This is a genomic window from Aquabacter sp. L1I39, assembly GCF_017742835.1.
Lineage (GTDB): Bacteria > Pseudomonadota > Alphaproteobacteria > Rhizobiales > Xanthobacteraceae > L1I39.
In genome coordinates, this window is sequence record NZ_CP072392.1 from 1,068,829 (window position 1) to 1,082,757 (window position 13,929).

The following is a 13,929-nucleotide window of genomic DNA, read 5'->3' on the forward strand; positions in this document are numbered from 1 at the left end:
GACCCGCAAAGGCGGGCGAACCGGGAGGAAACATCATGAAAATGAACAGACGCGAGGCCCTCACTCTGGCCCTTGGTGCGGGCGCTGCCATCGGCCTTGGCATCCGCCCCTCGGCGGCGGCGGATGACATCGTCATCGGCGGCTCGATCCCGCTGTCCGGCGTGTTCGCCTTTGCCGGCATCGGCATCCATGCGGGCATCCAGGACTATGTGAAGATCATCAATGATGGCGGCGGCATCTCCGGGCGCAAGGTGACGTATCTGGCCGAGGATACCGGCTATAAGGTCGACCAGTCGGTGGCAGTGTTCAACAAGCTCACCAGCCAGGCCAATATCAACCTCTATTATGGCGACTCCACCGGCTTCTCGAAGACCATCAATGCGGAGCTGGACCGCAAGAAGACCATTATGATGGCGGGTGCTTCCTTCGCCAGCGAGCTGAACGACCCCAAGAAATATCCCTTCCAGTTCATCGCCGGGCCCGACTACACGCAGATGATCGACATTCTTCTGCAATATGTGGCCAAGACGAAGCCGGGCGCGAAGATCGCCTTCGTGCATTCCGACACCGAATTCGGCCGTGATCCCATCGCGGCGGGCCAGGAGAAGGTGAAGAAGCTCGGCCTGAAGATGACCGAGACCATCGTCACCCCGCCCACCGCCGTGGACGTGTCCACCGAAATCCTGAAGCTGCGCCGCGCCAACCCGGACTACACTATCTTCCACGGCTACGTGCTGGCGCCCATCCCGGAGTTCATGAGCCAGGCCAAGCAGATGGGCCTTGCAACCAAGTTCATGGGCACATTCTGGTCCATGGACAATTCGCTCTGGACCAAAGTGGGCGAGCCGGCGGACGGCTTCATGGGCGTGATGCCCTATCGCTATTATTACGACGCCGACGGCAAGAGCCCCATGCTGGACAAGATCCGGCAGATGCGGCCGGAATATCAGTCCACCGCCTATATGCAGGGCTTCTTCACGGCCATGCTGTTCCTGGAGAGTGCCAAGCGCACGCTCAGCGCTGGCAAGGAGCTGAACGGCACGAACCTGAAGGCGGCGCTCAATAGCCTGAAGGACTTCGACACCGGCGGCATCATCGGTGTTCCCGTCTCCATTCCCGGCAATTCGGTGCCGGTGGGCCGCGTCTATCGCTACGACGCCGCAAAGAAGCTGATGGTGGCGGATTCCGATTGGATCAACGTCGCCTCCTGACGGGCAAAGGGCCGGACATGACTGACGCCATTCTCGAGGTGACCAATATCGAGGTCGTCTACAACAAGGCGGTGCAGGTTCTGCGCGGCCTCTCGCTCCGGGTGGAGCGGGGGTCCGTGGTGGCGCTGCTCGGCTCCAACGGGGCGGGAAAGTCCACCACGCTGAAGGCGATCTCCAACCTGCTGGATCTCGAGGATGGCGCCGTCACCGCCGGTACCATCACCTTCGACGGACGCAACGTGGCGGGACTCTCCCCCCACGGCCTCGTCCGCAAGGGCCTGTTCCATGTGATGGAGGGGCGGCGGGTGTTCGAGGATCTCACGGTCGAGGAAAACCTCACCGCCGCGACCTTCGCCCTTTCCGGCCGCGGCCTTCCGCCGACGCCCTTCGACGAGGTCTATGACTATTTCCCGCGCCTCAAGGAACGGCGCGCCAGCCGCGCGGGCTATCTGTCCGGCGGCGAGCAGCAGATGCTGGCCATCGGCCGGGCGCTCATCGCCAAGCCCAGCCTCATCCTCCTGGACGAACCGTCCCTCGGCCTCTCGCCCAAGCTGGTGGAGGAGATTTTTACCATCATCGCCCGCATCAACCGGGAGCGCGGCGTCTCCATGCTCTTGGTGGAGCAGAATGCGGCGGTGGCCATGGCGGTCGCCCATTACGGCTACATCATGGAGACCGGCAAGGTCGTCATTGACGGCCCGGTGGAAAAGCTGATGCGCGACCAGGATGTGCGGGAATTCTATCTCGGCATGGCCGGTGAGGGGGCCGAGAAAAGCTATCGCGACGTGAAGCATTACAAGCGCCGCAAGCGCTGGCTGTCCTGAGGACCCTCCCATGACCGCGACGCCCGTCTTTGATCCCCCCGCCCTCACGCTGCCCCAGATGCTGCGCCGCCAGGCGCAGGAGAACGGAGCGCGCACCGCCATCCGCCAGAAGGACTTCGGCATCTGGAAGCCATTGAGCCTCCAGGACTATTTCACGCGCGCCAGTGCTGCGGGCTTAGGTTTCCGGGCCATGGGCCTAGCCGAGGGCGGGCATGTGGCCATCCTCTCGGAGAACCGAGTGGAATGGGTGCTCGCCCAGCTCGGCGCCGGGCTCGTGGGCGGGGTGACGGTGGGCGTCTATGCCACCAGCCCCTCCAATGAAGTCGCCTATGTGCTCGACCATTCGGACGCGCAGATCGTGGTCTGCGAAGACCAGGAGCAGGTGGACAAGGTGCTGGAGCGCCAGGCCGAACTGCCCAAGGTCAAGCGCATCGTCGTCATCGAGCAGAAGGGGCTGCGGGCCTATCCCGATGGCCTCGTCCTCTCCTTCGCGGCCCTGGAAGAGCTCGGCCGGGCCTACGGCGCCGAGCATCCCCGCCTCATCGAGGAGTGCCTCTCGCGGCAGGGCCTCGATGATATCGGTCTGATGATCTACACCTCCGGCTCCACGGGGAAGCCCAAGGGCGCGATGCTCAGCTATCGCAACCTCAGGGCCGAGGCCATCGCGGTGGTGGACACGCTGTCCCTGGATGCGTCCACCACGCATCTGTCCTACCTGCCGCTCTGCCACGTGGCCGAGCAGATGCTCACCACCATGGCGCCCATCTATCTGGGATCGCAGATCAATTTCGGCGAGAGCATCCGCACGGTGCAGGAGGACCTGCGGGAAGTCGCGCCCTCCATGTTCCTGGGCGTGCCGCGCATCTGGGAGAAGCTGAACGCCTCCATCTACATCAAGCTGATTGAGGCCGGCGGCCTGCGCCGGGCCATGTTCGAGCGGGCCTATGCGCTGTGCGAGCCCTTCGCCGAAGTGCCGCCCGCCCGCCGCACCCTGGCGCAGCGGACGATCTTTGCCTTTTGCTATGTGGCGGTCTTCCGGGCGCTGCAGAACTATATCGGCCTGACCCATTGCAAGGTGGCCATGACCGGCGCCGCCCCCATCTCGGCCAAGATTGTCCGTTTCTTTCGCACCCTGGGCGTCCCCCTGGTGGAGGTCTACGGCGCCACCGAGACCTCGGGCCTCGCCTGCGGTCAGCGGCTTGACCATCTGGTGCCCGCCTGCGTCGGCAGCCCGGCGCGTGGCGCCGAGATGCGCCTTGCGCCGGAGACAGGCGAGATCCTGGTACGCGGCGATATCGTCTTCGCCGGCTATTACAAGTCCCCCGACGCCACCGCCGCCGCCATCCGCGACGGCTGGCTCCACACGGGTGACGTTGCGGAAATGGTGCAGGGGCAGGTCAAGATCGTTGACCGCCTGAAAGACATCATGATCACCGCCGGAGGAAAGAACCTCTCCCCCTCCGAGATCGAGAACACCGTCAAGTCTAGCCCCTATGTGAAGGAGTGCATCGTCATCGGCGAGCGGCGCAAATATGTCTCCGCCCTCATTCAGATTGATGGGGAAACGGTGGGAAAGTGGGCCGAGGAGATGGGCGTCGCCTACACCCATTTCCGTTCGCTGGCCGAGCATCCCAAGGTGCGCGAATTGATCGAGGGCGAGATCGCGGCCGCCAATGCCCAGCTCGCCCAGGTCTCCCACATCCGCCGCTTCCATCTCCTGGTGAAGGAGCTGGACCACGATGACGACGAGGTCACCGCCACCATGAAGGTGCGCCGCTCCAACATCCAGAAGAAGTATGCCCTTGAAATCGAAGGGCTTTACGCGGGGGCCTGAACCGAGGCGCTCCGGCTCTTAACCAAAAGGTGCGACGGGGGCGCGCAGGGGCGCGGATGTACCCCGCGCGCCCCATCTTCGCCCGGTTCGGGAACCTCAATGGCTTCTGAAGCGTCTCCGACGCACCGCGCCGCTCCAGGCAGGCGGATCCGGTCTGGACCGGCCGCCAAGAAGAGCTGCGCGCGCAGAAGGAAGAACAGATGATCGAACGCCGCCGCTTCCTGAAGGGCCTTGTGGCCGCTGCCGCCGCCGCCCCGCTGGCGGTCCTGGCTGGCAAGGCCGAGGCCCAGCCCTGGTTCCCACCCGGCCCTCCCGGCCCGCCCCCTCCCGGCCGCCGCCCCCCGCCGCCGCCGGCCGCCCGTTGGGAACGGGTTCCCCCGCCCCGCCCGGGCTTCGTCTGGGCGCCCGGCCACTGGACCTGGAACGCCCGCAGCTGGCGCTATGTCTGGGTCCCCGGCCGCTGGGTCCCGGCACGGCGCGGCTATCGCTATGTGGGCGCCCGCTGGGTCAATCGGGGCGGCGTCTGGGTCTTCGTCCCCGGCGGCTGGGTGCGCTGGTAAGCCCCGCCAGTAAGCCCCTGGCCGCCCGGCGTGGTTGTCGCCAGGCGGCCTCCGGGCGTAGCATGTGCGTCGGTCCACTCCACGAGTTGCCATGCCATCCTCGCACGCCCCTTCTGATCCAAGCCCGCCCTTGGGCGGCTGTGGAATGCGCGCGCCCGGCCAAGGGCCGCTGGAGGAAACGGCTGAGCGTGACACCGAGCAGGCCTGGATCTCTGTCATCCGCAAGATGGACGAGACCTATGCTGAGCTTCTCGCCCAGCAAGTGGAGCTGGAATCCAAGAACGAGGCGCTGGAGGAAGCCCAAGCCTTTATCGCCGGCATCATGGCGTCCATGACCGACGTGCTCATCGCCTGCGACCTCGCCGGGCGCATTGAGCAGGTGAATGTGGCCGCCGAACGCCTGTTTGGACGGCCTGGCTCCGCCCTCCAGGACATGCGGCTGGCCGATCTCATCGACCCCACCTCCCCCACGGGCGTGGCCGATGTCTTTGCCATCGTGGCCCAGCGCCAGCGCATCGTGGACACGGATTTTGCCTTCACGACGCCCGAGGGTCCCCTTCCTGTGTCGGTCAACGGGGCCGCCCGCTTCGATTCCCGCGGCCGTGCTGTGGGCGTGGTACTCATGGGCCGGCCGGTGGGCGAATTGCGCAAGGCTTATCGGGATTTGGCCGCTGCCCATGAGGGCCTCAAGCAAGCCCAGCAGCAATTGGTGCATGCCGAGAAGATGGCCTCCCTCGGCCGCCTGGTGGCGGGCGTCGCCCATGAGTTGAACAATCCCATCTCCTTCGTCTATGGCAATGCCCACGCCTTGAAGCGCTATACCGACCGTATCACCGCCTTCCTTGATGCGGTGGAGCGGGGCGCGACACCGGCGGAGTTGAAGGCCCTGCGCGCCTCGCTGAAGCTGGACCATAGCCGCGCCGACCTGCCCGCAACCCTGGCCGGCATATTGGAAGGCGCGGAGCGCGTGCGGGACATCGTGGCGGACCTCCGCCGCTTCTCAGCCGACCGGCGGGAGGCGCTGGAGACCTTCGACATGGGGCCACTGGTGCGGTCCGCCCTTGAATGGGTAGCCAAGGCCCAAATGCCCGGCATCGAAACCCGCCTCGACCTGCCCGACGGCCTGGAGGTGGAGGGCCATCCCGGTCACCTCCACCAATTGGTGATGAACCTCATCCAGAACGCGACCGATGCGGTGGAGGGCCGGGACGACCGCAGGCTGGAGATTTCCGGCATCCGGGACGGCCACCGCGTGGTGCTGACCGTGCGCGACACCGGCCCGGGCTTGCCCGAGGAGGTAGCCTGCCGCATGTTTGATCCCTTCTTCACTACCAAGCCGGTGGGCAAGGGGACCGGCCTAGGCCTGTCCATCTCCTATCGCATCGCCGCCGAGCATGGCGGCGCGCTGACCGCCACCAACCACCCGGACGGCGGGGCGGTGCTGACCCTCGCCTTGCCCGCTGCGAAAAGACCCGCCGGTGCCTCGGCCCCCTCCAGGAACCAGCCATGAGTGGCCTCGCCACATTCTCCGGCACGCCAGACTCCCCCTTCACGGTCCTGTGGCTGCAATCGGGCGGCTGCGGCGGCTGCACCATGTCGCTGCTGTGCGCGGAGGGACCGGACGTCATGACCACGCTGGAGGGGGCGGGTATCTCCCTCCTCTGGCATCCCAGCCTCTCCGAGGAGACGGGGGACGAGGCGCTCGACATCTTCGCCCGCATCCAGGCCGGCGAGATCGTGCTCGACGCCCTGTGCGTGGAAGGCGCGCTGCTGCGCGGCCCCAACGGCACAGGGCGCTTCCACATGCTGGCCGGCACCGGGCGGGCCACCATCGAATGGGTGCGCGAACTGGCGGGCCTTGCCCGCTATGTGGTAGCGGTGGGCACCTGCGCCGCCTATGGCGGCGTGACGGCCGCCGGCCTCAACCCCACCGATGCGTGCGGGCTTCAATATGACGGGCGGCGCGAAGGCGGCGCGCTGGGCGCCGGCTTCCGTTCCCGGGAGGGACTGCCGGTCATCAATGTGGCGGGTTGCCCGACCCACCCCAATTGGGTCACCGAGACACTCATGCTTCTGGCGGCCGGGCTGGTGTCGCCGCAGGATCTCGATGCCTACCGCCGCCCCCGTTTCTATGCGGACCATCTGGTCCATCATGGCTGCACGCGCAACGAATATTATGAATACAAAGCAAGCGCGGAGAAGCTCTCGGACCTCGGCTGCATGATGGAGCATCTGGGCTGCCTGGGTACCCAGGCGCATGCGGACTGCAATACCCGGCCTTGGAACGGGGAAGGCTCCTGCACCCGTGGCGGCTATTCCTGCATCAACTGCACCGCGCCCGAATTCGAGGAGCCCGGCCACCCCTTCCTGGAGACGCCCAAGATCGCCGGCATTCCCATCGGCCTGCCCACCGACATGCCGAAGGCCTGGTTCATCGCCTTGTCGTCGCTCGCCAAGGCCGCCACGCCTGAGCGACTGAAACGCAATGCGGTGAGCGACCATCCAGTGGTGCCGCCCACGGTTCGGGACATCAAGCGGCGATGAGCATCCTTGAGACGGGGGCGGAAAGCGCCCCCCGCCGGCTGATTGTCGGCCCGTTCAACCGCGTCGAGGGCGATTTGGAAGTACGCCTGGAGGTTGCGGATGGAGCGGTGACCGCGGCCTATGTGTCATCCCCCCTGTTTCGCGGCTTTGAGCGCATCCTGGAGGGGCGCGATCCGCGCGATGCCCTCATCATCGCGCCCCGCATCTGTGGCATCTGCTCGGTGTCCCAGTCCCAGGCGGCGGCGCTGGCGCTGGCCGGATTGCAGGGTATCGGGCCAACGGAAAACGGCCGCATCGCCACCAATCTCCTAGTGGCCACGGAAAACGTGGCCGATCATCTCACCCATTTCCATCTCTTCTTCATGCCGGACTTCGCCCGCGCGGCCTATTCTGGACGCCCCTGGTTCCCGGCCGCCGAGGCCCGCTTCAAGGCAGGGCGCGGCACCAGCGCGCGCCGCATGGTGGAGGCACGGGCGACGCTCTTTCATGTGCTCGGCCTGCTGGCCGGGCGCTGGCCCCATACGCTGGCCATCCAGCCGGGCGGCGTGACGCGGCGGGCCGACCGGCGCGACCAGATGCGCCTGCTCGCCACCTTGCGCGCGGTGCGCGGGGTGCTGGAGGCCCAGCTTTTCGGCGCGCCGCTGGAGCAGGTGGCGGAGCTTTCCGATCCGGCGGAATTGGAAGCCTGGCGCGCAAACGGGCCGGAGGGGGATTTCCGACTGTTCCTGGAAATCGCCGCCGATCTCGGACTTGACCGCATGGGACGGGCGTATGACCGCTTCCTCAGCCATGGCGCCTATCCCGGCGAAGAAGGCCCCTTCTATGCCGCCGGCCTGATGGCTGAGGGCGAGCGAGGCGCAGTGGACCCCGCCGGCATCACCGAGGACCACACCTTCGCCCGCATGGAGGAGCGCGGTCACCCGCACCATCCCTTCGCCGGCTCCACCTTGCCCGATGCGGCGGACGAGACGGGCTATACCTGGTGCAAGGCGCCTCGATTGTTCGGCCGCCCGTTCGAAACCGGCGCCCTGGCGCGGCAGGTGGTGGATGGCCAGCCGCTTCTCACGGGCCTGGTGGCACAAGGGGGCGGCAGCGTCTATTCCCGCGTGGTGGCCCGCCTTCTGGAGACGGCGCGCACCCTTATCGCCATGGAGGCCTGGGTCCGCGCACTCGACCCTGACGCGCCCTGGTGCGCGGAAGGGCTCAATCCTTCCAATGGTCAGGCGGCGGGCCTCACCGAGGCCGCTCGCGGTGCGCTCGGCCATTGGGTGAGTGTCGAGAGGGGGCGCATCGCCCGCTACCAGATCATCGCCCCCACCACCTGGAACTTCTCGCCCCGTGACGCGCAGGGCATCCCGGGTCCCCTGGAAGCCGCCCTGGTGGGCGCGCGGGTGAAGCCAGGAGAGAAGACGCCCATCTCCGTGCAGCACATCGTGCGCTCCTTTGATCCGTGCATGGTCTGCACGGTGCATTGAGGCGGCCATGGCGGACGAAGCCGGCGCGGAGATCATCATCAGCGGCATCGTCCAGGGCGTGGGCTTCCGGCCCTTCGTCTGGCGCCTGGCCCAGCGGCTGGGCCTCTCCGGCACGGTGGCCAATGACGGCACACAGGTGGTGATCCATGCGGGCGGCGCGCCACTCGCTCTTGATGCGCTGGAACAGGCCCTGCGCAAAGAGGCACCCGCCCTTTCCCGCATCGAGAGCATCCTTCGCGCTCCCGCTGCACCGCCACGGGAGACCGGGTTTCGCATCATCGAGAGCGCGGCCGGCGAGGTGAGCGTGGGCATCGTGCCGGACATGGCCACGTGCTCCGATTGCCGGACGGAAATGGCAGATCCCAGCGCTCGCCGTTTCCGCTACGCCTTCACCAATTGCACCCATTGCGGCCCGCGCTTTTCCATCGTCACAAACCTGCCCTATGACCGGGCGCGCACGACCATGGCGGGCTTTGCCCTCTGCCCGGACTGCCGCGCCGAGTATGAGGACCCCGCCGACCGACGCTTCCATGCCCAGCCCGTGGCCTGCCCGAAGTGTGGGCCACGCCTCATGTTCCAGGTGGCGGACGCGCCGTCTCTGGAGGGCGAGGCAGCGCTCACAGAGGCGGTGGCGCGGCTGAAGGCGGGCGGCATTCTCGCCGTAAAGGGCATCGGCGGCTTCCACATCGCCTGTGATGCGCGAGATGAAGGGACCGTGGCCGAGTTGCGCCGGCGCAAGCACCGCCCCGCCAAGCCCTTCGCCGTGATGGTGGTGGATCTTCCCGCCGCCCGCGCGCTCTGCCATGTGGATCCCACGGAAGCGGACGCCCTGGAAAGCCCGGCCGCCCCGGTGGTCCTTCTGCGCCGCCGGGAGGAGGCAAGGCTCCCGCCCTCCGTGGCGCCCGGCCAGGAGCGGCTCGGCCTGATGCTGGCCTATAGCCCGCTCCACATTCTGCTCCTGGAGGCCTTTGGCGGTCCGCTGGTGATGACCAGTGCCAACCGTTCCAACGCGCCGCAGGTCTATCGCGACGACGCGGCCCACACCGAACTCAGCGGCCTTGTGGATGCCCTCCTGACCCATGATCGGCCCATCGCTCGGCGGCTGGACGACAGCGTGGTGCAGGTGGTGGGCGGCCGGCAAAGGGTGCTGCGGCGCGCGCGCGGCCTTGCCCCCATGCCCCTTGCCTTGCCGGAGGATTTCGCCGGAAGCCCGGCCATCCTTGCCACCGGCGGCGGGTTGAAGAATGCCCTGTGCCTGACGCTGGGCGGGCGGGCGCTGCTGTCCCAGCATCTGGGCGACCTGGACGAACCGGCTAGCGCCGAAGCGTTTCAAACGGCGCTGGCCGATTGCACGGCGCTCTTCCGCCATCAGCCCGAGGCTGTCGCCTGCGACCTCCATCCCGATCTTTTCCCCAGCCGCTTTGCCGCCGACTTCGCGGAAAGACATGGCCTGCCGCTAATCGAGGTGCAGCACCACCACGCCCATGTGGCGGCGGTGATGGCGGAAGCGGGCTGGCGGCGCCGGGACGGCAAGGTGTTAGGGATTGCGCTCGACGGCCTCGGGCACGGCACCGACGGCACCGACGGCACGGTCTGGGGCGGCGAAATCCTGGTGTGCGACTATCCCTCCAGCGTACGGCGCGGCCGCCTGAATCCGGTGCCGCTGCTGGGGGGCGATGCCGCCAATCGCGAGCCCTGGCGCATGCTGCTGGCCCATCTCGACGCGGCAGGCGAAGGGGCGGCAGCCGATGAGCTCCTCGCCGGAAAGCCCCTTTCCACCTTGCGCGCCATGGCCCGAAAGGGGCTGAACGCCCCCCTCACCAGTTCCGCCGGCCGCCTGTTCGATGCCATGGCAGCGCTCGCTGGCCTTGCCCCCGATCGCCTCTCCTTCGAGGGCGAGGCGGCGATGGCCTTAGAAGCGGCGGCAGGACGGCAGGAGAGTGCGCCCTATCCCATGGTCATCGAGGTGCGCAACGGCCTCGTGGGAGAGGACCTCCTGGAGATCGACCCCGGGCCGCTCTGGCGCGCCGCCCTCGCGGACCGGGCGGCCGGCGCGCCCGCCGCAACCCTGGCCGCCCGCTTCCATGACGGCGTGGCGGTCGCCTTTGCCCAGGCCGCGCTGCGCATCGCGACCGACGAGGGGCTCGGCACCGTGGTGCTGTGCGGGGGCGTGTTCCAGAATGCCCACTTGCTGGAAGGCCTCACCGCCCGCCTGGAACAGGCGGGCCTGCGCGTGCTTTCCGCCGCTGCCGTGCCCACCAATGATGGCGGTCTTGCGCTGGGCCAGACGGTGGTGGCGGCGGCGCGGCGTAGCGCCTGACCGGTCACGCCCTTTCCGCCCCGCACGTCCACCGGGAACCCGCTTTCCGCATCCTCCGCTTTCCGCGCGGGCGGAAAGCCTTGCCTTGCAACACTTCCAAACTGTGGCACGGGGGTTGCTGAAGACACCCCAAGCGCGCACGGGACCACAAGGGGCTCAGCCCCGCCGGCAGCGCGAGGTTCCACCGGGGAGGGACGCCGCATGGCCGGCCTCGAAACATTCTATGACGTCATGCGGCGGCAGGGCATCACCCGCCGCTCATTCCTGAAATATTGCTCGCTCACCGCCGCCGCGCTCGGGCTGGGGCCGGAATTCGCGCCCAAGATCGCCCATGCCATGGAAACCAAGCCCCGCCTGCCGGTGCTCTGGCTCCACGGCCTGGAATGCACCTGCTGCTCGGAGAGCTTCATCCGCTCGGCCCATCCTTTGGTGAAGGATGTGGTCCTGTCCATGATCTCGCTGGACTATGACGACACCCTCATGGCCTCGGCCGGGCATCAGGCGGAAGCCATCCTCGACGAGGTGATGACCAAGTATAAGGGCCGCTACATCCTGGCCGTGGAAGGCAATCCGCCGCTCAATGAAGACGGCATGTATTGCATCATCGGCGGCAAGCCCTTCGTCGACCAGCTGAAGAAGGTGTCGAAGGACGCGGCGGCCATCATCTCCTGGGGCTCCTGCGCCTCCTATGGCTGCGTCCAGGCGGCCCGCCCCAACCCGACCCGCGCCACGCCGGTGCACGAGGTGATCTTCGACAAGCCCATCATCAAGGTGCCGGGCTGCCCGCCCATCGCCGAGGTGATGACCGGCGTCATCACCTATATGCTCACTTTCGACCACATCCCCGAGCTCGACCGCCAGGGCCGGCCGAAGATGTTCTATTCCCAGCGCATCCACGACAAATGCTACCGGCGCCCCCATTTCGATGCCGGCCAGTATGTGGAGCAGTTTGACGACGAAGGCGCGCGCAAGGGCTATTGCCTCTACAAGGTCGGCTGCAAGGGCCCGACCACCTACAATGCCTGCTCCACCGTGCGCTGGAATGACGGCGTGTCTTTCCCCATCCAGGCTGGCCATGGCTGCATCGGCTGCTCGGAAGACGGCTTCTGGGACAAGGGTTCCTGGTATGCCCGCCTCACCGACCTGAAGGGTGAAGGCTTCGGCATCGAGGCCAATGCGGACCAGGTGGGCCTTGCCGCCGCCGGCATCGTGGGCGGCGCGGTGGCGGTCCATGCCGCCGTCAGCGCGCTGAAGCGCGCCCAGCACAAGGGGGACGGCCCCAAGCCCGCCGCCCCGCCGCCGCCCGCCCCTTCCGCCACGCCCCATGACCAGGGAGGCGCCAAGTGACCATCCAGACCCCCAACGGCTTCAGCCTGGACACGTCCGGCCGCCGCATCGTCGTCGATCCCGTCACTCGCATCGAAGGCCATATGCGCTGCGAGGTGAATGTGGATGCCAACAATGTCATCCGCAACGCGGTCTCCACCGGCACCATGTGGCGCGGGCTGGAGGTGATCCTGAAGGGCCGCGACCCCCGCGACGCCTGGGCGTTCGTCGAGCGCATCTGCGGCGTGTGCACCGGCTGCCACGCGCTCACCTCGGTGCGCGCGGTGGAGGACGCCCTCGCCATCAAGATCCCCAACAACGCCTTCCTGATCCGCGAGATCATGGCCAAGGTGCTGCAGTGGCATGACCATGTGGTCCATTTCTACCACCTGCATGCGCTCGACTGGGTGAACCCCATCAACGCGCTGAAGGCCGATCCCAAGGCGACCTCCGCGCTCCAGCAGGCCATTTCCGACCATTCCAAGTCGTCCCCCGGCTATTTCCGCGACGTGCAGAACCGGCTGAAGAAGTTTGTCGAGAGCGGCCAGCTCGGTATCTTCAAGAACGGCTATTGGGACAACCCAGCTTATCTGCTGCCGCCCGAGGCGGACTTGCTCGCCGTCACCCATTATCTGGAAGCCCTCGACTTCCAGCGGGAGATCGTGAAGGTCCACACCATCTTTGGCGGTAAGAATCCCCATCCCAATTACATGGTGGGCGGCGTGCCGTGCGCCATCAACATGGAAGGGGACATGTCGGCGGGCGCCCCGCTCAACATGGAACGGCTCAACTTCGTGAAGCTGAAGCTTCAGGAAGCCTATGAGTTCTCCAAGAACGTCTATGTGCCGGACGTGATCGCCATCGCTTCCTTCTACAAGGGGTGGCTCTATGGCGGCGGCCTGTCCGCCACCAACGTGATGGATTATGGCGACTACGAAGCCATACAGGGCCAGAAATCCACCGACCGGCTGCCCGGCGGCGTGATCCTCAACGGCAATTGGAACGAGATCCATCCCATCGATCCGCGCGACCCGACGCAGGTCCAGGAGTTCGTCACCCATTCCTGGTACAGCTACGGCGCCGGCAACAACGACAAGGGCCTGCATCCCTGGGACGGCGTCACCGAGCCCAAATATGAGCTGGGCCCGGCAGCCAAGGGCACCAAGACCAATATCGAGGCCGTGGACGAGGCGGCCAAGTATAGCTGGATCAAGGCGCCCCGCTGGAAGGGCAATGCGGTGGAAGTGGGTCCGCTCGCCCGCTACATCCTCGCTTATGCCCATGGCGTGCCTTACGTGAAGGGCCAGGTGGACGAGGCGCTTGGCCGCTTCAATACGCTGGCCAGCACCAACCTCACGCCCCAGCAGGCCCTGCCGACCACCATCGGCCGGACCTTGGCGCGGGCGCTGGAGGCCCATTATTGCGCCGAGATGATGCTGGGCGACTTCGACAATCTCATCGCCAACATCAAGGCCGGCGACACCGCCACCGCCAACATGGAAAAGTGGGACCCCAAGACCTGGCCGAAGGAAGCCAAGGGCGTGGGCACGGTGGCCGCACCGCGCGGCGGGCTTGGCCACTGGATCAAGATCAAGGACGGGCGGATCGAGAACTACCAGTGCGTGGTTCCCACCACCTGGAATGGCGGGCCGCGTGATCCCAAGGGCAATATCGGCGCCTTCGAGGCCTCACTCATGAACACCCCCATGATGCGCCCCGAGGAGCCGGTGGAGATCCTGCGCACGCTGCACTCGTTCGATCCGTGCCTGGCCTGCTCCACCCATGTGATGTCGCCGGGCGGCGAGGAACTCGCCCGCGTCACCGTGCGCTAAGGA

10 protein-coding genes are annotated in these 13,929 nt (G+C 66.9%); all 10 read left to right on the plus strand.

Annotated elements, in window-relative coordinates:
* Positions 1-35: 35 nt before the first annotated feature.
* The gene (locus J5J86_RS04705) at positions 36-1,211 is read left to right on the plus strand and encodes an ABC transporter substrate-binding protein (protein ID WP_209103731.1); all 1,176 of its coding nucleotides are present in this window, start codon (positions 36-38) and stop codon (positions 1,209-1,211) included.
* Positions 1,212-1,228: 17 nt separating this feature from the next.
* Positions 1,229-2,035, plus strand: coding sequence for an ABC transporter ATP-binding protein (locus J5J86_RS04710; protein WP_209103732.1), 807 nt, complete (start codon positions 1,229-1,231; stop codon positions 2,033-2,035).
* Positions 2,036-2,045: 10 nt separating this feature from the next.
* A complete protein-coding gene (locus J5J86_RS04715; protein ID WP_209103733.1) occupies positions 2,046-3,869 on the plus strand; it encodes an AMP-dependent synthetase/ligase in 1,824 nt (607 codons plus the stop codon).
* Positions 3,870-4,069: 200 nt separating this feature from the next.
* The gene (locus tag J5J86_RS04720) at positions 4,070-4,429 is read left to right on the plus strand and encodes a twin-arginine translocation signal domain-containing protein (protein WP_209103734.1); all 360 of its coding nucleotides are present in this window, start codon (positions 4,070-4,072) and stop codon (positions 4,427-4,429) included.
* A 145-nt stretch (positions 4,430-4,574) separates the two neighbouring features.
* Entirely contained in the window at positions 4,575-5,939 is a 1,365-nt protein-coding gene (locus J5J86_RS04725; RefSeq protein ID WP_209103735.1) for a sensor histidine kinase, read from the plus strand.
* Positions 5,936-6,973 carry an NADH-quinone oxidoreductase subunit B family protein gene (locus tag J5J86_RS04730; protein ID WP_209103736.1) on the plus strand — a complete coding sequence of 346 codons (1,038 nt, stop codon included), beginning with the start codon at positions 5,936-5,938 and terminating at the stop codon, positions 6,971-6,973. Before J5J86_RS04725 ends, J5J86_RS04730 begins: the two co-directional genes overlap by 4 nt.
* Positions 6,970-8,448 (plus strand): nickel-dependent hydrogenase large subunit, encoded by a 1,479-nt coding sequence (locus tag J5J86_RS04735; protein ID WP_209103737.1) that lies wholly within the window; start codon positions 6,970-6,972, stop codon positions 8,446-8,448. The genes J5J86_RS04730 and J5J86_RS04735 overlap by 4 nt, the downstream gene beginning before the upstream one ends.
* A 7-nt stretch (positions 8,449-8,455) precedes the next feature.
* Positions 8,456-10,768 (plus strand): carbamoyltransferase HypF, encoded by a 2,313-nt coding sequence (gene hypF / locus J5J86_RS04740; RefSeq protein ID WP_209103738.1) that lies wholly within the window; start codon positions 8,456-8,458, stop codon positions 10,766-10,768.
* Positions 10,769-10,969: 201 nt separating this feature from the next.
* The gene (locus J5J86_RS04745; protein WP_247658050.1) at positions 10,970-12,115 is read left to right on the plus strand and encodes a hydrogenase small subunit; all 1,146 of its coding nucleotides are present in this window, start codon (positions 10,970-10,972) and stop codon (positions 12,113-12,115) included.
* The gene (locus J5J86_RS04750; RefSeq protein ID WP_209103739.1) at positions 12,112-13,926 is read left to right on the plus strand and encodes a nickel-dependent hydrogenase large subunit; all 1,815 of its coding nucleotides are present in this window, start codon (positions 12,112-12,114) and stop codon (positions 13,924-13,926) included. The genes J5J86_RS04745 and J5J86_RS04750 overlap by 4 nt, the downstream gene beginning before the upstream one ends.
* The last annotated feature ends 3 nt before the right edge of the window (positions 13,927-13,929 follow it).